Origin of the sequence: Sporosarcina siberiensis (genome assembly GCF_042681925.1) — a bacterium.
Lineage (GTDB): Bacteria > Bacillota > Bacilli > Bacillales_A > Planococcaceae > Sporosarcina > Sporosarcina siberiensis.
This window is the reverse complement of the sequence record NZ_JBHUGI010000034.1, coordinates 58,444-79,363: the sequence shown is the minus strand read 5'-3', so window position 1 is coordinate 79,363 and position 20,920 is coordinate 58,444. Positions and strand designations below refer to the sequence as shown.

19 protein-coding genes are annotated in these 20,920 nt (G+C 36.7%); 14 read left to right on the top strand and 5 right to left on the bottom strand.

Translation table 11 applies throughout. The features are described 5' to 3' along the window. Nucleotides 1-7: 7 nt before the first annotated feature. From ACFSFY_RS14420 to ACFSFY_RS14390, 7 genes are all read left to right on the top strand, one after another. Nucleotides 8-1,126, top strand: a complete 1,119-nt coding sequence (locus ACFSFY_RS14420; RefSeq protein ID WP_381539210.1) for an NAD(P)/FAD-dependent oxidoreductase — start codon at nt 8-10, stop codon at nt 1,124-1,126. 138 nt (nt 1,127-1,264) lie between these two features. Next, a complete protein-coding gene (locus ACFSFY_RS14415; RefSeq protein WP_381539209.1) occupies nt 1,265-3,424 on the top strand; it encodes a malate synthase G in 2,160 nt (719 codons plus the stop codon). A 30-nt stretch (nt 3,425-3,454) separates the two neighbouring features. Then, nucleotides 3,455-3,910: a RidA family protein gene (locus ACFSFY_RS14410; RefSeq protein ID WP_381539207.1), complete on the top strand. Its 456-nt coding sequence runs from the start codon at nt 3,455-3,457 to the stop codon at nt 3,908-3,910. An 88-nt stretch (nt 3,911-3,998) separates the two neighbouring features. Then, a complete protein-coding gene (locus ACFSFY_RS14405) occupies nt 3,999-4,322 on the top strand; it encodes a (2Fe-2S)-binding protein (RefSeq protein ID WP_381539206.1) in 324 nt (107 codons plus the stop codon). Next, nucleotides 4,312-5,433 carry an NAD(P)/FAD-dependent oxidoreductase gene (locus tag ACFSFY_RS14400; protein ID WP_381539204.1) on the top strand — a complete coding sequence of 374 codons (1,122 nt, stop codon included), beginning with the start codon at nt 4,312-4,314 and terminating at the stop codon, nt 5,431-5,433. The genes ACFSFY_RS14405 and ACFSFY_RS14400 overlap by 11 nt, the downstream gene beginning before the upstream one ends. After that, nucleotides 5,426-5,746 carry a (2Fe-2S)-binding protein gene (locus tag ACFSFY_RS14395; protein ID WP_381539203.1) on the top strand — a complete coding sequence of 107 codons (321 nt, stop codon included), beginning with the start codon at nt 5,426-5,428 and terminating at the stop codon, nt 5,744-5,746. Before ACFSFY_RS14400 ends, ACFSFY_RS14395 begins: the two co-directional genes overlap by 8 nt. A 3-nt stretch (nt 5,747-5,749) precedes the next feature. Continuing rightward, entirely contained in the window at nt 5,750-6,826 is a 1,077-nt protein-coding gene (locus tag ACFSFY_RS14390) for an NAD(P)/FAD-dependent oxidoreductase (protein ID WP_381539201.1), read from the top strand. A gap of 172 nt (nt 6,827-6,998) precedes the next feature. On the opposite strand, the gene tnpC is transcribed toward ACFSFY_RS14390, so the two are convergent. From tnpC to tnpA, 3 genes are read right to left on the bottom strand one after another with little or no spacing between them, the layout of a single operon-like run. Continuing rightward, complete coding sequence (tnpC, locus tag ACFSFY_RS14385) at nt 6,999-8,576, bottom strand: IS66 family transposase (protein ID WP_381539199.1); 1,578 nt, start codon at nt 8,574-8,576, stop codon at nt 6,999-7,001. 55 nt (nt 8,577-8,631) lie between these two features. Further along, entirely contained in the window at nt 8,632-8,988 is a 357-nt protein-coding gene (gene tnpB / locus ACFSFY_RS14380) for an IS66 family insertion sequence element accessory protein TnpB (RefSeq protein WP_381539198.1), read from the bottom strand. Further along, complete coding sequence (tnpA, locus tag ACFSFY_RS14375) at nt 8,982-9,299, bottom strand: IS66 family insertion sequence element accessory protein TnpA (protein WP_381539196.1); 318 nt, start codon at nt 9,297-9,299, stop codon at nt 8,982-8,984. Before tnpA ends, tnpB begins: the two co-directional genes overlap by 7 nt. A 1,479-nt stretch (nt 9,300-10,778) precedes the next feature. Here tnpA and ACFSFY_RS14370 point away from each other — a divergent pair. Both ACFSFY_RS14370 and ACFSFY_RS14365 read left to right on the top strand, forming a co-directional pair. After that, entirely contained in the window at nt 10,779-10,952 is a 174-nt protein-coding gene (locus ACFSFY_RS14370; RefSeq protein ID WP_381539194.1) for a hypothetical protein, read from the top strand. Between the two features lie 23 nt (nt 10,953-10,975). Next, nucleotides 10,976-12,457: an aldehyde dehydrogenase family protein gene (locus ACFSFY_RS14365; protein ID WP_381539192.1), complete on the top strand. Its 1,482-nt coding sequence runs from the start codon at nt 10,976-10,978 to the stop codon at nt 12,455-12,457. Nucleotides 12,458-12,604: 147 nt separating this feature from the next. Here ACFSFY_RS14365 and ACFSFY_RS14360 read toward each other — a convergent pair whose 3' ends face one another. Further along, entirely contained in the window at nt 12,605-13,822 is a 1,218-nt protein-coding gene (locus ACFSFY_RS14360; protein ID WP_381539190.1) for a CdaR family transcriptional regulator, read from the bottom strand. A gap of 351 nt (nt 13,823-14,173) precedes the next feature. Between ACFSFY_RS14360 and ACFSFY_RS14355 the strand changes: the two genes are divergently transcribed. The 5 genes from ACFSFY_RS14355 (at nt 14,174) to ACFSFY_RS14335 (ending at nt 19,258) form a co-directional block, all read left to right on the top strand. Next, nucleotides 14,174-14,914 (top strand): enoyl-CoA hydratase/isomerase family protein, encoded by a 741-nt coding sequence (locus ACFSFY_RS14355; protein ID WP_381539188.1) that lies wholly within the window; start codon nt 14,174-14,176, stop codon nt 14,912-14,914. A gap of 268 nt (nt 14,915-15,182) precedes the next feature. Further along, on the top strand, nt 15,183-15,719 hold the full coding sequence (locus tag ACFSFY_RS14350; RefSeq protein WP_381539186.1) for a TRAP transporter small permease: 537 nt from the start codon (nt 15,183-15,185) through the stop codon (nt 15,717-15,719). 24 nt (nt 15,720-15,743) lie between these two features. After that, nucleotides 15,744-17,027: a TRAP transporter large permease gene (locus ACFSFY_RS14345; protein ID WP_381539184.1), complete on the top strand. Its 1,284-nt coding sequence runs from the start codon at nt 15,744-15,746 to the stop codon at nt 17,025-17,027. Between the two features lie 175 nt (nt 17,028-17,202). Further along, a complete protein-coding gene (locus ACFSFY_RS14340; RefSeq protein ID WP_381539182.1) occupies nt 17,203-18,237 on the top strand; it encodes a TRAP transporter substrate-binding protein in 1,035 nt (344 codons plus the stop codon). A gap of 583 nt (nt 18,238-18,820) precedes the next feature. After that, nucleotides 18,821-19,258: a hypothetical protein gene (locus ACFSFY_RS14335; protein WP_381539180.1), complete on the top strand. Its 438-nt coding sequence runs from the start codon at nt 18,821-18,823 to the stop codon at nt 19,256-19,258. A gap of 128 nt (nt 19,259-19,386) precedes the next feature. Here the strand turns inward: ACFSFY_RS14335 and ACFSFY_RS14330 are convergent, their stop codons facing one another. Next, complete coding sequence (locus tag ACFSFY_RS14330) at nt 19,387-20,700, bottom strand: bifunctional metallophosphatase/5'-nucleotidase (protein WP_381539178.1); 1,314 nt, start codon at nt 20,698-20,700, stop codon at nt 19,387-19,389. Nucleotides 20,701-20,920 lie beyond the last annotated feature (220 nt).

Below are 20,920 nucleotides of genomic sequence, written 5' to 3'. Positions count from 1 at the left end.
GTAGATTATGAAGATAATTGTTTTAGGTGCAGGAATAGTTGGGTCTAGCGCGGCTTATTATTTAGCTCGTAAAGGGATCGATATTACTCTAATAGACTCCTCTCATGATGGAAAAGCAACTGCCGCTGGAGCAGGCATTGTTTGTCCCTGGATTACCAATGTGACTGATGAAGATTGGTATGTGTTAGCAAAAGAAGGCGCAATCGATTATGCAAATTTAATCCAACAACTAAAAGATGACGGTGAATATGATGTAGGATATGGGCTAGTGGGTGCATTAGCGGTCTCAGAAGATAGCGGTGAATTGGATGAAATAGAGAGAATAGTTAATTTGAAAAGAATGGAAACCGACGCTGTTGGCAAGGTTAGCCGTTTATCTCCTGTAGAAGCAAAAAGATTATTTCCACCACTTAAGGATTCCTTATCGGCTGTTCATGTTTCAGGAGCTGCGAGAGTCGATGGTCGTTTATTAATAGATGCTTTAAAAAGAGCCTCTATTAAACATGGTGCAAGTTTTGTTTCAGGGGAAGCAGAATTACTAAAGGTTGATGAACAAATTATAGGTGTTCATATAAATGGTGAAACGATTATTTCTGACAAGATAATTGTCGCGGGTGGTGCCTGGACTCCTAAATTATTTGCAGAGTTTGGAATCGAAATAAAAGTCGAACCACAAAAAGGACAAATTGCTCACTTGAAAATGCCGGGAATTAATACTTCAGAATGGCCGGTGGTATTACCTCAAAGCTCGCACTATTTAGTTTCATTTGAACATTCTAAAGTCGTTGTAGGGGCGACAAGAGAAACTGGATCGGGATTCGATTATAGATTAACTGTATCTGGTGTAAAAGAAGTTTTGGATGAAGCCTTGGAGGTTGCGCCTGGATTAGCGATGGCAACGCTGGAAGAAGTAAGAATAGGTTTTCGTCCAGCGGGACAGGATATCTTACCTTTACTTGGTTCACTTGATGATTTTCCTAATATTGTTGTGGCAACGGGTCTTGGAGCTTCAGGATTGACTATTGGGCCAATTGTCGGAAAACTTGCTGCAGGTTTGGCATTGGATGACGAGATACCGATAGATCTTTCTCCTTATAATCCACTTCGACACGCAATCAAAGTATGAGTTAAATTAATTTAAACCAACAACGTTATCCTTAAACTCTTTTTTAATATATGAAAATATACTCTTTTAAAAACTATAATTACTATTACTATGTGGATACTTTCAGTTTTTTATTACAGTATAAGGAGCGATAATAATATGCAGAAGTACGTAAATGTAGGGAAGTTGCAAATTGCTGAAGAACTCTACTCTTTTCTATCCAATGAGGTTCTTAATGGAACTGGCCTAGAAGTAAAGCAATTTTGGGTTGGTTTTGAAAGTTTAATAAATGACTTTACACCACTTAATAATGAATTGTTGCAAATTAGAAAAAATCTTCAAAGAAAAATTGATTCATGGCATAAAGAACATCGTGAAATGAATATTGAAGATTATGTTGAGTTTCTAAAAGGGATTGGATATTTGGAGAAGGAACCAAGTGATTTTAACATTGAAACAATAAATGTTGATGACGAAGTAATAAAAGCAGGTCCACAATTAGTAGTTCCTTTAAGTAACGCTCGTTATGCCGTTAACGCTGTAAATGCTCGATGGGGTAGTCTTTACGATGCATTATATGGAACAGATGTTATTAGTGAGGAAAACGGGGCAACAAAAAATATTAATTACAACCCTATTCGAGGGAGAAAAGTAATTCAGTATGGAAGAAAGTTTTTAGACAAAACAATCCCTTTGGTAAATGGTTCCCATAAGGAAGTAACTTCTTATTCACTAGTCGATAATGAATTGTCTGTCATGTTGAATAGTGGAAAACTAACGAAGTTGCAAGATGAAGATAAATTTATTGGTTATAAAGGAGAAAGTATTAATCCGACTACGCTTTTATTCGAGAACAATGAACTGTATTTTGAAATTCAAATTGATCCTTTACATGAAATTGGAAAAACAGATGTTGCTGGCGTGAAAGATATTCTAATGGAAGCAGCCCTTACTACCATATTGGATTGCGAAGACTCTGTAGCGGCGGTAGATGCTCTTGACAAAGTGTCTGTATATAAAAATCTACTTGGACTTATGAAAGGTGATTTATCAGTTCAATTCGTAAAGAACGAAGAAAATATAACGCGTGTTCTAAATAAAAACCAAACATATCAAATGAAGAACAAAAAAGAGTTTTCTTTATCAGGTAGATCACTGATGTTCATTCGGAATGTAGGGCATTTAATGACAAATAACGCAATTCTAGATTCAAATGGTGAGGAAATTTATGAAGGAATATTAGATGGGGTTATCACTGTTTTAATTGCAACGCATTCCTTAGATGGACGATGTGAGTTCAAAAATTCATCTAAGCGTTCTATATATATTGTTAAGCCTAAAATGCAAGGTTCGAAAGAGGTGGCTTTCGCTAATCGTCTATTTAATAGAATAGAGGATCTACTTGGTTTAGACAGAAATACAATAAAAATTGGTGTTATGGATGAAGAACGGAGAACTTCACTAAATCTTAAAGCATGTATCTGGGAAGTGAAGGATCGAATTGCATTTATCAATACCGGATTTTTAGATAGGACTGGAGATGAAATTCATACATCAATGAAAGCAGGTCCAATGATAAGGAAAAATGATATGAAAAAAACGGAATGGATTGCAGCCTATGAAAAATCAAATGTATTGACCGGAATTGAAGCTGGATTCCAAAATCGTGCTCAAATTGGAAAAGGAATGTGGGCTGCTCCCGAACAAATGAATGATATGCTTGGACAAAAAATTGATCAGCTAAAAGCAGGAGCAAGTACAGCGTGGGTTCCTTCCCCAACAGCAGCAACATTACATGCATTGCATTATCATGAAGTTTCTGTAAAAGATATTCAAAGTAAATTAACCGGAAATTCAATTTCCTTAAAGAATGATATTTTGAAAATACCAATTGCTAAAGCTCCGAATTGGAGTAAAGAAGAAATTCAACAAGAATTAGATAATAATGCTCAAGGTATCTTGGGTTATGTAATCCGATGGGTTGAACAAGGAATTGGTTGTTCAAAGGTTATGGATATTAATAATATAGGTCTAATGGAAGATCGTGCAACTTTGCGTATCTCCAGTCAGCATATCGCAAATTGGATTTATCATGGAATCTGCACAAAAGAAGAAGTAGAAAATACTTTTAAAAGTATGGCTAAAATTGTTGATGAACAAAACAAGAATGACTCTAAGTACAAACCCATGTCGGTAAATTTCGAAGCCTCTATTGGATTTCAAGCTGCTTGTGAGTTGGTTTTTAAAGGGGGGCAGCAGCCAAGTGGATATACTGAACCAATTTTGCACCATTTAAGACTCAAAGTAAAGGAAAGATAAAAAAGTATAAATAAAAAGGAGCAACCACATATGTCAATCGAAAAAAGAATTAAAGAACTTAATATTAAACTAGAAGAGGTTAAGTCAACGAATATACCATTTATTCCAGTGAATCAAGGTGGAAACTTATTGTTCACATCCGGACAGGTTTGCATCAAAGAAGGTAAGTTAATATCCACTGGAAAACTAGGAGGGTTAGTAAGTATTGAAGAGGGACAAAAATCGGCAGAACAATGTGTTGTGAATTGTTTGTCAGTATTAAAATCACATCTTGGTGATTTGGATAAGATTAAAAAAGTTGTTAAAGTTTTAGCATTTGTTCAAAGTACAGAAGACTTTAAAAATCAGCCAGTTGTAGTGAATGCAGCATCAGAATTAATACTTTCAATCTTTGGAGAAAAGGGGAAACATGCAAGATCTGCAGTAGGTGTGAATGGATTACCATCGAATGCGTCTGTAGAAATAGAAATGATTGTTGAGATTTAATACTTTTTTAATATTCATCATATCTAGAATTTAGTTATAACATTATACCTTTCATCCATTTAACTAAATACTAAAAGGGAGTTTTAATATGCATATTAAAAATCATCCTATTTTAGGAGAAACGCCTGGAAGTTTTATCACAATTTATTTTGATGAAAAACCAATCCAGGTTAAAATAGGCCAAACTATTGCTTCCGGATTAATTGCAAATCGTATTATGCAGTTTGGCATTAGTCGGAAATTACAGCAACCTAGGGGCTTATTTTGTGCGAACGGGCGATGCTGCAGTTGTTTTGTAACTATTGACGAATTAAATCATGTTTTGAGTTGTTCAACATTGGTTGAAGAGGGTATGAAAGTGTATTCCTCTAACGATATACCTATTTTAAGGAGAGATTTCAATGGAGACTGACGTACTTATTATAGGTGGAGGTCCGGCGGGATTGAGTGCTGCATTGTATCTTGCATCAAATGGGTTAATGGTAACCATTGTAGATGAATCAACCTCAATAGGTGGCCAGTTAAGACAACAAACTCAATTATATACTAATCTTCCATTAGAACTCGGCAGTCAAAAAGGTTTCACAATTGTAGAAACACTCATTAATAAGCTTGTTTTATTTAATGTAGTATTTCTAACCAAACATACAATGGTGGGAGTTTATAAAGATGGAACAGTTGGAGTGTCAAATGGGCAAAAAGTTTTTCCTATTCATGCTGAAAAAATAATTATCACAACAGGGGCAGCAGAAGAGGCTGCTATATTTCCTGGTTGGACATTACCTGGCATTATGACTATAGGTGCTGCACAAATATTGATGAACCGTGAGTTTGTCTATCCAGGAAAAAATGCAGTAATTTTAGGGAGCAATAATTTCTCACTAGAGGTTGCGAAACAATTACAAGAAGTTGGCGTAAATATACATGGAATTATTGAAAGTGAAAATGAAATTCAGGGTGATAACTCTGAAAATATTAAATATCTTACCGAAAATAAAATTAATATCTATTGCAATACTTCTATAGTGCATGCAATTGGTAAAGGAAGTGTAGAAAAAGTTCTTTTAGATATTGATGGCAAATTGAAAAGCTTAGATGTGGATCTCATATGTGTAGGAGTGGGTATATCACCAATACTAGAAACAATTGAGGTGCTAAGTTGTCAGATGGCTTATAAGAAGGAACTCGGTGGATGGGTACCAAATTATGATGAAAATCTAGAAACAAGTATTTCATCCGTTTATGTAGCAGGTAATACGGCAGGAATTACAAGTCTTGAAGCTATACTTCTAACTGGAAAAATTGCAGGTACAAGCGTTTTGGCTTCATTGGGGAAATTAACCGAAAATGATGCTGATAAAGTAAAAAGGCAATTGTGGAAAAAACTTTACGTAACAGAATCTACTAAATCAAAAGGAGTTTTTGAAGCCAGATTATCCTTGATTGCAGATTTTCAAGTGTATGCTAATAGAAAAAAATCAGGAATTTTAGATTCTGTATTGGAGGAATCATTAAATGGATAAGTCAACAATCATTTGTAAATGCGAAGAGATTAACATTGATGAAATTGAGACAGCATTAAAAATGGGGGCTCAGACATTTAATGATGTAAAAAGGCTTACTAGATGTGGGATGGGACAATGTCAAGCAAAGATATGTATGAACTTAGTAAGAAATTTAATTCATCAAGTTTCAGATATACCTTTATCGGAAATATCGCCTGCAACAATGCGAATGCCATTAAAAATGATCCGAATAGAAGTATTAGCGGGTGACTGCGAGCCGAAAAATGTAGTTTCTATTTTTGAAGAGTCTATTTCGGAAGAAGGTGATTAAGAAATGAAAAATAGTTTTGATATTGTAATTATTGGTAGTGGAGTTGTTGGTAGCAGCATTGCTTACCATTTGTCCGAAAGCCAAACAAAAAATGTTTTAGTAATCGACAAAGGATTTCCATTATCCGGAACTTCAGGTTCAACACAAGCATGGGTGTGGGTTCATAATAAAAGACCTTCATCTTATGCAGAGTTAAGCATGTTTAGTGCGGAGTTATATCCATTCCTAGAAAGAAAAATTGGTGATTTCGAATATAAAAGAACTGGTGGAATTGCTCCTTTTTTTTCAGAGACGGATCGAAGTAGAGCATTGAAGTTGGCAGAGGAACAGGCTAAGGTAGGAATTGATATCGAAGTATTAAATCGAGATGAATTATTAGCGAAAGAACCTGCCTTATCACCAAAAATAATTGGCGCAACCTACAGTAAAATAGATGGAAATGTGAACCCGTTTAGATTGGTAGAACTTTATATTAAAGCAGCAAGGAAAAATAATGTTCAATTCACTTTTTATAATCCTGTTCTTGATATAAAAAAGAGAAATGGGATGTTCGAAATAATTACTAAGAAAGAAACCTATAAAGCAGAAAAAATAGTTTTGGCAGCTGGTCCCTGGACTAAGGAGCTTGGGAAGCTTTTAAATGTTGACATTCCTGTTGACCAGGTTCGTGGGCAAATTATTGTGACAGAACCACTAGCTCCACTATTGTCAAATACAATAGGTGGCATGAGACAAGCAGATAATGGTGAAGTGTTAATAGGTTACTCAAAAGAAGAGGTCGGCTATGATCGACGAACAACTTTAGATGTCATACAGGAAACAGCTCGAATGGCTATTGATTATGTACCAGCTTTAGCGAAAGCAAATGTAGTACGTTGTTTTTCAGGAATTAGAGTAATTCCAAAAGATGGTTTACCTATTCTCGGAGAACTTCCAAGCTTGAAAAATGCATATTTAGCTGTTATGCACAGTGGTGTAACATTATCTCCATTAGTGGGGACTGTAATGTCAGAGTTATTATTAGATGCTGAACCTTCTATTGACCTTCATCGTTATAGTTTAGAGCGTTTCAATAAGTAATCAGACTTTAGTCGATCATATGCTAAACTATAAAAGCGGTAAGCGTAAAATAGTGCACACCTATTTTACGCTTACCATTATTATTCTTCCCCAATAAATTAAAATACTTTGTCTTTCTTTGTAAGCGTAAAATAACGCCCACCTATAAAACAGGTGGGCGTTAGTGTATTATTTAGGTATTCTTGTTGACACGGCAGATTTCCGGAAGAGTTGATGACCACGGGAGAAGCTGATCCAAAATATCCATATCTTCTGTGTCAATATTGGGAAGCATTTCAAAGAGATAAGTAAGGTAGATAAAGGGATTTAAACCATTCTCCTTAGCTGTTTCTACAATACTATAAACTATTGCACTTGCCTGAGCACCTCGTGGTGTATTTGAAAATATCCAGTTTTTCCTACCGATTACAAATGGTTTAATAGAACGCTCGGCTCGATTGTTATCTATCTCCAAACGTCCATCCTCCATAAATACATTTAACTTCTTCCACTGATTAAGACAGTATTTGATAGCCTGTCCAAAAGCGGTCTTGGGCAGGACCTTAAGGGATTGTTCATCAAGCCAGCTTGAAAAAGCATCCAGCACTGGCTGACTGCGTTCCAAGCGATCCTCATAACGTTTTTGGTTAGTGACTTCCTTTAAATCTCGCTCAATGGAAAAGAGTTGGTTACAGAAATCCAATCCTGTCCTTGCCCCTACTGGGGCTGATTTCAATGAAGCCGGTAATGCTTTCAAGGCTTCATCAAACTTGCGCCTAGCATGAGCCCAACACCCAACCAGAGTAACGTCGGACACTTTATTGTAGCCGGCATAACCGTCTACTTGCAAATACCCCTTGAAATCCATTAGAAATTTGCGGGGGTTTTCACCTGCCCTTGTCTGTTGGTATTCATAAAGGACATTGGCCGGTCCCTCACTACCTGTACGATAAAGCCATAAGAAGGATTTCGATGTTTCCGATCTTCCTTCTTCATGAAGTACCTGTAAAGTGGTTTCGTCTGCATGAAGTATGTCACACTTTAATAAGTGTTCGTACATACGTTTATAAAGTACGTTTAACCAGGTGTTTGCACCATGGAGTACCCAATTCGCAAGAGTTTGACGTGATAATTTTACACCGAGACGTGAAAATTGTTGCTCCTGGCGATAAAGGGGCATACTGTCAACATACTTTTGGTTCATAACATACGCCATTATTGAAGCAGATGCCAGGCTTTTAGGGAAAACAGGGTTTGGCGCAGAGGCAGTAACTATCGGCGTGTTAACCTCTTCAAGTTCACAATGCCGACAGGCATATACGTAACGTACATGCTTTACCACTTTGACTTCGGCCGGAATGATTTTCAATTCCTGACGTACCTCCGTACTCATTTCATGTAAAATTCCATTGCAACACGAACAGAACCGTTCCTCATCGGTAAGTCGGTATTCGATCGTTTCCGTAGGTAGGTTTTTAAGTATTATTTCACGATGACCACGTTTTTTCTTACGTTGATAAACAACTGTTTCGATAGTAGGTTCTATATTTAATGTCGAGCTCTCTGTTTCCGCTTCGTTAAATAGATTCACCTGATCTGGGTTTGACTGCTCACTTGAAGAGCCAAATCTACGTTGCTGGCTCAAACGAAACTGTTCTTCAAACCATTTTATTTTCGCAGCCATTTCAATTTTCTGCTGTTCCAATGTGTCGCATCGTTTTTGTAACTCTTCAATTGTAGGGGTGGGTGTATTAGCCGATGTATTTTTCATATTAATAGAATAACAGAAATTACTTTCAGAGGGAATAGTAGATAAATATTTAATTTTAAATGATAGTTCTGGCGGTTACTGCTGAATGTGCCTGCTTTTGATTTAAGGGAAGACCATCCAATAACCAACGTAATTCGCGTTGACTTATTTTAAGGGGTGCATTATTTTCTTCTGATGGCCATTGGAAATTCCCTTGCTCTAAACGTCTATAATAAAACCAAAATCCGTTGTGTTCCCACTGTAATATTTTAAGTTTATCTCGTTTCCGATTACAAAATACAAATAAACAGGGAGAGAAAGGATCCAAATCAAACCCTTCCTTTACCAATACAGCCAATCCATCGATTGATTTACGTAGATCAGTATTTCCACGAGCTAAATAGACACGCTCTACGAGCGTCTGGTTTAACATATACTTGTAAGTGTCCTAATTACATCTATTAGTAATTGAGGATTAAATCCTGATTTCACCTCAACGTTAATTGTTCCTACCTTAACAACAACGGCTGCATTAGATTCAGCCGGTTGTTGATCTATATCCACAGAATACCACTCTGTTGAAGTAGGAGCTGCAATTTCAGTTGTTTCGAATTTACGAATCCAATAACGAAGCTGATGGGATTTCAAGTTATTACGTGAACACCATTCCGGTATGCTCTCTTCACTTTGATTAAAATCAGCTAATCGGGATGTCCACACTTCTCTGAGTTCTGTATGTTTCACTGTAAAACCTCCTCATTTGTTGTCTTGAGAAGATTATCGCATAATCAAAAAGCGAATGATAATCAAATCTTGGACACTGTTAAAATGTTCAGGATTTTTTTGGTATACCCGGAATGGGTAATCGCTAGGTGTTGAAAGTCGACTACCGGTTGAAGAGGGGGTGGCCAAAATTTACGTACCTGTGCCTAAAATTATTCAGACTATACACTGCAATTACATATTTATTAGGTATATGCTGAAAGCACCTTTGGATTTGTATGTATAAACAATTCGTTGAATTGTTTATTGTTGTTTCATGCACGGGTACTCGACACTAAAGCATTTTCGTACTTTCTTTTTCTTGTGGCCTAGGCCACAAGAAAAAGAAAGTGCTATCCCGCCACTAGTTTACCGGTTTCACGAAGAGTGTTGCATTTAATATTGCAATTTACGCAAATATCTCCATTCGTAAATACACTGGATTTTATCTGAGTGGCTAACTTAATATTGTAATTCAGGATGTTGACCTGGTTGCTGTTGAAGAGGCGTGACATAATATCCCCGTTTTTTTAAATAGTAAGCTGGAAGTGTATACCAGTAAAGTTCCTTCCTTAGCAGGATTTAATCACAACCAAAATACATATAATTTCCAAAGTAGCGATGAAGATAATGTCTGATCGCTATTTTGAATTCGGAAAGAAAGTTTTAAATGATGGAAAACTTCGATGATTTATGTCCAATAACTTCCCCTTTTAGCAATCGCGGCCTCTCATGTTTGTAATAGTACACGGATTGTCCATACTTTAGGGTTTGATTTTCGTGCAAAACATCCATAGCAATTTGAGGTCAAAAACTGTAAATTTAGTAAACAGGTGATTGATAATAATTGAAGATGGAGAAAAGGTGGGTGAGTTTGTGAATTATCAATCTAAAATAAGGGGTCAAATACCTTCCTGTTTATTCGCAGAAATTAATTAGAAATAAGCTGTAATGATTAATTCTGGAATAGAGTCATTGATTTAGGAATAGGCAGCCCTAATCTTCTAACGCCTCCATATTTTGTTTAGATACTAGTGAAAGAGATGGAGGAGCTGGGTAACTTTTAATATCCAAGTCTAGTCTGGTGCAAGGAATTTAGACAAGCTGTGAGGATTTCTAAAAGCGTCAATGCGATGTAGATCTTGACACAGAAACAGAAATCTCGGCTTTAATGGGATCCAAAGAAGGGGTTGCATATATAATTCCTTCGTTAGTAGGTCCAGGTGACTATGTTTTAATTCTGTTTTAATAGAAGAAAAACAGATACGGAATAGTTTACACCGATTTAAGAATGCTAGCGCATTTATTATGGATATTGATCAAAGCTATGTAACAGAGCACAATGATATTTATGGGGAATGCACGTTCCGAATGTTAAAGAGACTAGAATCCATCGGGATAAAAGTGGATCCACCTAAGGGCGCTGGCTCATATGGGTGCTAGTTTCAGAAAGGATATACATTGGCTGGTTTTGTCACTAGAGTGCTCGAGGAAACAGGTGCGAATCTTACACCGGGTAATGCTTTTGGTCCATCAAAAGAAGAAAATTTCCGAATGTCTTTATCTGTTCAGACTGAAATATTATTTCAAGCAATCGGAAGAATCAAGAAGATTTTACAAATAGCAAGCAATTAAGTAGAAAAATTGGAGGAATAGACATGAAAGAGTTTTTAAACTATATTGACGGCGAGTGGAGCGTATCATCATCAGGTAAGTTTGTAGAGGTTTTGAATCCTGCAAATGGTGAAGTACTTGGAAAAGTTACACAATCGACAAAAGAAGACGTTGATCGTGCAGTTCAAGCGGGAAAAAGGGCACAAAAAGAATGGAGTCTCGTTCCTGCTCCTGAACGTGCAGAGTATTTATATAAAGTCGCCTTCCTATTAAAGGAACGAAAAGAAGAAATTGCGCAAGTTCTCACAATTGAAATGGGTAAAGTAATTGAAGAAGGAAGAGGAGAAGTACAAGAAGCGATTGATATGGCTTTTTATATGGCAGGAGAAGGTCGACGCCTCTTAGGTGACACGATTCCATCTGAGCTTCGCAATAAGTTTGCAATGAGTGTTCGTATTCCAGTTGGGGTTGCAGGACTCATTACACCTTGGAACTTCCCGATTGCAATTGCATCGTGGAAATCACTTCCAGCTCTTGTGACTGGGAATGCGGTTGTTTGGAAACCATCAACTGAAACACCGATGGTTGCATACGAATTTGCGAAAATCTATGAAGAAGTAGGCTTGCCAAAAGGACTGTTAAATCTTGTGAACGGTGCAGGAAGAGAAGTAGGAAATGCAATGGTAGAACATCCAGATATTGATTTGATATCATTCACGGGCTCTAATGAGGTAGGTAGTGCAATCAATGGCCGTGCCGGAGAACTTCTGAAACGCACATCCCTTGAAATGGGCGGTAAAAACGCTGTGACTGTATTGGCGGATGCTGATTTGGATCTTGCTGTTGATAGTATTTTATGGGGTGCTTTTGGCACAAGTGGTCAAAGATGTACAGCAACAAGTCGTGTCATTGTTCACGAAGATGTTAAAGTTGAAATTGAGAAAAAGCTTGTTGATCGTATTGGAGAACTGATACTAGGCAATGGTTTAGATGAGAAGGTTAAAATTGGTCCTGTTATCAACCGTCCCGCTCTAGAAAATATTGATAGGTATGTAAGAATTGGTCAAAAGGAAGGAGCGAAACTTCTTGCTGGTGGACATATTGTTACTGAAAATGGTTTGGAGAGCGGGAACTTCTACGCGCCAACAATTTTCACAGATGTTACTCCTGAAATGCGAATTGCAAAGGAAGAAATATTTGGCCCAGTACTTTCTATTATTTCTGTTAAGAGCTTGGAAGAAGCAATTGAAGTCAATAATAGCGTAGAGTTTGGATTATCTAGTTCAATCTTTACTGCGGATGTTAATCTTGCGTTCCGGGCAATGAGAGATCTTGATTCTGGACTTGTTTATATTAATGCTGGTACGACTGGTGCCGAAATCCATCTACCATTCGGAGGAACAAAAGGTACTGGAAATGGACACAGAGACTCTGGAGTAGCCGCGCTTGATGTGTACACAGAGTGGAAATCTGTTTATATTGATTACAGCGGAAAACTACAAAGAGCACAAATCGATAACTACTGATTGTTTGTATAAACTGAGTAAATTGAAGTAGTTTGCATAAATAAGCTGCTTTTCCTGAAGAGTTTCTTCAAGGGAAGAGCAGCTTTAATTTTGAATATATTCAGTATTAGAAAATAGATGTTTCTTAAACAACAAATTATCTTCAAATTACTTTGGTTTACTCTCAATTCTAGAATTTTTGATTGCAAAATATAAAAGAAGACAATGCTCAAAGTTAGCAGTATCCAAAGAAGTTAGTTCTTTAATTTTATCAAGTCTGTATACTAACGAGTTTCGGTGTAGAAATAACGTTCGTGCGGTTTCACTCAAGTTCATATTACATTTACAATAGGTCATGAATGTACTCGACAGGGCTCGATAACTATCGTGCTTTATAAAGTTGTCTAAACTCCTCGTGAGTCTATCAGAGAGGTAACGAGGCAAGCTGTTTGCTACGACTTCTAACATAATGTCTAAGTCATTGTAGTGGTAGATTTTAGATGAAAGTTCCGTTTTTTTTCCCGCAATTAAAGCTTCGAAAGAATCATGGTAAGACCTCTTAATTCCTTCAATCCCATTATCAACGCTTCCAATTGAGATATAGGTAGTCAAATCAAATTTGGTTTTTAAATATTGCATCATTTCATTCATATTGTGTTCCATTCTTTTAATGAAAAGTTCAAAAGTTTCATCAGGGCGTATTGTTTTTATGACAATAAACTGATCAAGTGTTAATAATGAAATCATATCTTCTTTACTATCACTTAAATAATTTTTTACCGTATTCAATAAGTTGTCTTGGTGAATTTGCCAGGCGAAGTTTTCTGATAGCGTATTTTGTTGCTTAAAGTAACTGTCCGAAAGCATATCAATTTCTATAAGAAAACATATTCGCCTAATATCCAACTCTAGATTTAGTCCCAGCATTCTTCCATACCTAATGATATATCCCGATTCCTCTGTATTAATATCGTTCAATAGATAATGTATAAAATTATTAAGTGTTTTCGATTCAAGAACATTCATCTCTATTTTTAAGTATTCGTGACACATTAATTCAACATGACTCTTAACAAGTTGAGCATATTTTTCAACCTCAGCAGGCTCACCAATAATTCCCAAAACACCGATAGGTTTATTATTTATAATAATGGGTGTTCCGACGCCTGGTAGAACATTTTTAAATGGCTTAACATCGTCAGACTCATAGTAAATAGTATCTTTTTTTTCTAATACATCCATAGAGAATTCATGATAATTACCTAATCGATTTAAGTCAGTCGATCCAATGATGTATCCTTTATCATTCATAATACTTATTGGATAGCCAATAATTTTATTAGTATTCTCAACGATGGTTTGAGAGATATCCTCCAAAAAATTCAAACGATTTACTCCTTTCATCTTTCAATCCTAAAAAATATTACTTGGATTGAAGTGATGTATACATATTGCAAGAGAGTTGAAGTGTTTTTTTTGAAAATTACCACTTCACCCTTATCCTTTACTTTATCATACTAATCTTTAATAATTCAATGTACTTTCTCGGAAAACATGTTTTTTGCTATTTTTAAAAGATCTTCTGTTGTTAAAATGAACAGTTTATTCTCGATACTGGGTCAAATGTTTGTGTAAAACTTCCATAGTTATAGATGATATAAAGAGATAAGATTAGTTTATCAGGTTATGAATATTCATAATTGATAAAAAGGTTATTAAAATAGGGAGGAAATTGAATTGTTAAACAGTTTAACAGATGAACTTCAAGTAGAAAGAAATGGTAGTATCGTTACGTTGTGGATGAATAGACCTGAGGTTTCGAATGCATTGAACCGCTCGCTTCAGAAAGCGATTATTGAAACCCTAAAAGAGATAGATAAAGATGAATCGATAACATGTGTTGTCCTTCGTGGCCGTGGGAATGTATTTTCAAGTGGGCAGGATGGCACTGAAACCAAAGGTATGGGTGGGGAAGAGGCAAGAATTTGGATATCGGAAATTGAAGAATTATACGACTCTATTAGGAATTTATCAAAAGTTTCCATTGCTGCAGTTGAAGGTATGGCAGCCGCAGCTTCGTTACAAATTGCGATGTTATGCGACTTACGTATTGTAACAAGTTCTACAAAGCTCCAAATGCAGGAACTCAAAATGGGAATACCTTGTATAGCCGGTACAAGTCTATTGATACCAATGATTGGTGAAGCACGGGCACGTCAATTGGTTTTTGAAGCAAAACCAATTTCTGCTGAAACTGCGCTTTCATGGGGATTAGTGGGCACAGTAGCCACGGAAGATAAGTTTGAAGAAACATTAAATGAGATGTGTACGAATGTTAATACACTTGGTCCTCTTTCCGTTAAGGTTACAAAAGCATGGTTTAGGGAATTAAGTGAAACGAATTTTAGAAAAGCACTTCAAAAATCAGGTGACTTGCATTCCGATGTTTTTGCTTCTGGAGAGGCCTATAGTCTTTAGTAATTCCGTAACACCATTAACTGGACCCAATTCTGATGAAAACTTTTGTTTTTTTCCCAATGTAATGTCGATATTTGAGGGTTGATTATCTTTAACAATAAGAACTTTTTAAAAATGGCTCATCAACAATAATCGGCAGACTAGATTTTAAAGACTATTGGAGTTGATGGGCCATAAGTGTTTTCTATTTTATAAATGAGATAAGAATCAGATGACCGAAGTGAGAAGGGCCAGGATTACTAATGTATTAAATTTTGGGGGTTTTAGAATGGATAACAATAAACGTATGATTCTCAATTTATCTAACCAAGTAAATCAACAATTGCAAAAGGTTCTTGGTTTTCTCTGTATTATCTCTATGGGCGGTTTAGCGATTGTTATGATCCTAAATGTGGTTTCTAGATACTTTATTACTTATCCGTTAGTTTGGGCAGACGAAATGGTATTGTATTTGTTTTCTTGGACTTCTTTTTTAGGTGCTGGATTAGGTGTCCAAAAAAATAATATGGCTTCTGTTCGAATGTTGGTTGACCGCTTTTCAGATAAAATACTAACCTTTATTGATATTTTTATTCAGATACTTATAGTAGTTTTCGGGGCAACATTGACTTATTTTAGTTATATTTGGTGGTCATCGTCATCTACGTTCAATGCGACTTCGGCAACTATGGGAGTGCCAATGTGGGTTCCGACAATTATTCTCCCGGTAAGTATGGCAATCATAACATTGTTCGCTTTAACCAATATCATTAAGTTTTATTACCATGAGGAAATTGGTGTAGATGAATTCAACTTAAGTAATTAAATATATTATGGAGGTGATCACTAAATGCAGTTCACATTAATTGGTTTTATAGTACTTATTGCATTCGGGGTGCCTATTGCTTTTGTTTTGGGGTTAATCACACTAATTTCTATAGCGACAACTGGCAATATGGCGATGCTGTACTCTTTGCCGTCCCGTATGTTTAGCAGTACGCTAAATTTTGGATTGGTTGCAATTCCTTTGTTTATATTAGTTGGAGAGCTAATGAATTATGGGGGAATCACAAGGCGTTTAATAAATTTTTGTACCGCGTTGTTAGGTCATGTACGAGGCGGTTTAGCTTATGTAAACGTATTGGCAAACGCGATGGCGGCATCTATAATGGGTTCAGCAAATGCACAAATCGCAGTTATGAGTAAGGTAATGGTGCCGGAGATGGAACGACAAGGTTATAAAAAAGATTTTAGTACTGCTTTAACGGTATCGTCATCCGTTATGGGGCCACTAATTCCACCTAGTATGCCTTTTATTTTATTTGCAGTAACGGCTAATGGGGCTGTTTCAATTGCAGCCTTATTTATTGCAGGAATCATTCCTGGTATATTATTTGGAATTGCTTTTGCTATTCTTGTATCCTTTTTTGCACGAAAACATAACTTTCCTAAATCAGAGCGTGTAAAATTCTCTGTTATTAGTAAAAGTTTTCTGAATATCCTACCTGCTATGATCATACCTGGAGCAATCATTATAGGGATTATGACAGGAGCTTTCACTGCTACAGAATCTGCAGCTATAGCTTCGTTAGTAGCTATATTAGTAGGTTTTTTCCTATATAAAGAACTTAAGCTTAAAGACATCCCAAAAATATTGATTAACACGACAGTTAATTCAGCCATTGTTACATTCTTGGTCGCAACAGCCTCAATTTTTGGATGGATATTAACCTTTGAACAAATTCCGCAGTTGATAGCTGATTATATCATGTCAATTGTAAGCGGTCCCATGACATTTCTATTAGTCGTAAACATTTTCTTGTTGTTAGTGGGTATGTTCATGGAAGGCGCAGCTGCAATGATTATCTTAGTCCCGATATTAATGCCGGTCGCACTTTCATATGGAATAGATCCTTTACATTTTGGAGTTATCGTGGTCGTTAATTTAACAATCGGTATATTGACTCCCCCAGTTGGAACAGGGCTGTTTATCGCTTCTAGTATTGTTGACATCACATTAGAGCGTTTAATAAAGTCGGTCATTCCATTTCTAGTGGCAGCACTCATTGTATTATTAATAATTACATATATACCATCTATTAGCACATGGATTCCTAGTCAAATGACTAAATGACAAAAGTGAATTTATTCTTTCCACTATGGTAGATTTGCAAAGTAGACACAAATTTAAAGGGGGCGATATTATAAAGAAGCTGTTTTTTACGAAAAGGTAGCCATAATATCTCTATTTAGTTCCAATTTTAAAAGCATATTTTAATCATAAAATAAATTATTATCGGAGGAAGATTATGAGGAAAAAATATTTTAGAGCTACTTTATTATCAGTTTTAATTCTTTCATTGTTGGTTATTGCTGGTTGCGGGGACACTGCTAAGTCTGGCGACAATGATGGTAATAATGAGAATGCAGAAAGAACACTTAAAATTACGCATATAGGAAGTGATGATCATGTGTTAAATTTAACAAGTAAAAAATTTAAAGAGGAAGTTGAGAAAAATACGAATGGAAGAATAAAAGTTGAAATTTATCCGCGTATGCAACTGGGTGGAGAAGCTGATATGATGGAACAAATGAAAAACGGATCATTAGATATGGCGCAAATTACAGTAGCCACGCTATCTTCACGGTCGGAGAGTTTTAACGCTTGGCTTATGCCGTATGCTGTAGACGGTTTGGAAGTTGCCTATGAAATGACTAATTCAGAGATAGGTAAAGATATACTGAACTCTTTACCGGAGGGGGAGGGTGTGGTTCCATTGGGTTACTCTATGATACCTCCTCGCCATATATCTTCACCACAAGAAATAACGAAGATGTCGGATTTTAAAGGAATGAAAATAAGGATTTCTCCGGCTCAAGCAATTGGAGACTTTTATAAAGCATTAGGAGCGGTTCCCACTGCTATGGAACAACAGGAAATATACAACGCACTTCAAACGGGTGTAATAGATGGTATGGATTCGGATCTTGAATCGGTCATCGTTAATCGATTCTTTGAAATTTCTGAAAACCTAAATCTAACAAGGCATCATCATTGGACAATGGGAGTGCTTTTCAGTGAAAAGATTTGGAGTGAATTATCAGATGGGGATCAAGAAATTGTTCAAGAGGCCGTAGATGCAGCATCAACATTTTCTTATGAATATACATTAGAGTCCGAAAATAAGTTTAAAGGGGAATTAGAAGAAAAAGGTGTGAAAATTGTTGAGTTTCAAGAGATGGATGAAATTCGAAAGGTTGCAGAACAAGTTCATGAAAAATATTCTAGCAATCCTTTGATTGCCGAATTTATTAAAATTGCTAAAGATAATGCAGGGGAATAGATCGATAAAATAGTTTCCTGTGCAACGCTAGTGGGTGGAGTGTGCCTGTGCCTGTGCACTACACACTTTCTGAATTGTGTTGAACTTGCGTCTTACATAGGCACCTATTGTTTTTCGCTTAAGTTTATCGTACTAGCACCTGTCTCTTTGACGGGTGCTTTTATTTTCGGATTGAAAATATAAATGTGAAATTCCGTCAAAACAAATAATTAGGCTCACTTCCATTTAGGAAGGTAGGCCATTATTTGTGTTTTATGGGGTGAAATTCGCTATAAAAATGAAATGATTTACTAGATTAATTTACTTTTATTTACGGTTATACAACGCTAGTGACCTGTTCCTGTGCACCACACAAAAAAGGCACTACTCCGAATTGTGTTGAATTTGCGTCTTGCACAGGCACCTATTGCTCGATTGGTTATACTCAACTGATTTGACCAACTGATTTGACCAACTGATTAGGCGCGCATGTTTCCCTCTCTTTAATTAACATGCAGAATAAGTGTTCGCTTTGCAACTGAATTCCTAATGATATAATTGTACTGATTAAGTATTTAGTTTATTTAATATATGATGCGAACAGATGGAGCTATATGAGAGTGACGATAAATTTGTCTTTGCAGTCCAAGGTGGGGAGTTTAGGGAGTATGAGAGTCAGCCAAAAGCAATTATCCTTAATAATCAGCCGATCCCTACAAAAATGTGGCTAACACCGGTAGAAGAGGAGATCGATCCATTTAAAAAGACACATGATTTATATAACTATGAATTTCGCGAATACTTATGTGACGACGAACCGACATATATATTAAAAATTGAGCACTCAAGAGAAAAACCATCATCCTTATCTAGTAGCGCTACTTTCTTTTTAGATGCACATTTCGCAATAGAAAAAATCGAAGAGTTGCGGAATAGAGGTGGAATTGCTGAATACAATTGGGACGCAAGCAATCTAACGTTTATCGAAATTGAACGCGGGTTTAAGTACGAAAACGAAGGCGAAGATGAAGAGGATTACTAATGAAAAAGGCGACCACTCAACTAAATGAGTAGTGGCCTTTTTCGTTGAGTTCATTTATGGTCTTACAAAATACCGCAATCAAAAAAGAAGAACACTACCCCTTCCAAAAGGCAGTGTTCTTCCTATCCTTAATACAAGATATTCATATTCTCCATCGGTTTTGATAGAATGGGTTCGTGCTTCACAAAATAATTCGCGATCAGTTCCGTCATATCCGTCTGAATGTCTCTTACAACCGGACAATCTCTGAAATACTCAAAATTGCCCGCGCCAGTGGCTCTATAATTATTCATGACGACTTCATAGGTTTCATCCAGCTGAAGGGGTCTATCGTTATAGAGCACTTCTACAACACGACTTCCTTCCGGCTTGCGCAGATCAATCGTATAATCGATTCCGCTCCAGAGATCGTAATTGAAAGGTGTTGCTTTGGGAATCAGAAAAGCATCTGATACGACAGGAACACCATCGACCAAAGTGAAATAGGTTGCCGATTGCTCAAGTGCTTCTATTATATAACGACCTTTTACTTGCAGTACTTTTAACGTATTCGGGAAAATGTAATTCGTCACGATATCCCGCATGGTCACATCCGGGTTAAATCCTCGACATACATCATTAAAAATGGCCATACATGAAATGGACGTGCCTCCGACTTCATTTTGAACGCGGTTAATGAATTCAACATAGGGATGTCCTTCTAATCGTGCAGTAAAAGGACTGCTCATGAGCATATTACCCTTTAGCTTGCCGATGCTTTGGTCCAACCATTTTTCCGTTGCTGTGTGAATTGGCGCTATCGAATCTCTGATAGTTGCGTTTAAGGGGACATCTTGCATATAAACGAGGGATGGTTCGGCTTTATCCAGCTTACCGTTTTCATCTATAGTCAACTCGATTTTACCAAGACAAACACCTTTCGTTCCCGTTTGTACAACGGCTTTACCGAAAAGATGCTGAGCAATCTCACGATGTTGATGACCTGTAATGACAACATCCACACCTTCAATTTCTTTGCAGATTTGATAACCGACATTTTCCCGTGTAGATTCAAGAACTGCTCTCGTTTCCAGGTCACACTCGAATCCACCGTGATAGGCAATGATCATAACATCAATCTGATGATTGGCACGAAGCCATTCCACTTCTCTTTTTGCCGCTTCAAAGGCATCTTCGAAGATGAGCCCTTCTATATTTTCCGCCACTTCCCAAATGGGTATGAACTGTGTTGTTACACCAACAATTGCAATGTTGACACCGTCGATTTCTTTTATAATAGAAGGCTTAGTAAAGTACGAGCCATCTTCACGTTTAATATTCGCTGCAAGCCACGGATAATTCGATTGTTCCACTGCGTTCATCAGCACAGGTAACCCAAAGTTGAATTCGTGGTTTCCGAATACCGCAAGATCATAGTTCAGCGCATTTGCTAAACCAATCACGGAGTTTTCACTTCCATTTACAAAGCTTTGTTAATAATAGGTTAACGGGCTTCCTTGGATAAAGTCGCCATTTTCGATTTGAGTTTTAGGTACCAGTTTTAGGTACCTGTGCCTAAAACTATTCTGACTATACACTACAATTACATATCTATTCGGTATATGTTTAAAAATGCGTCTTATTTGTATGTATATACAATTGGTTGAATTGTTTGTTGTTGTT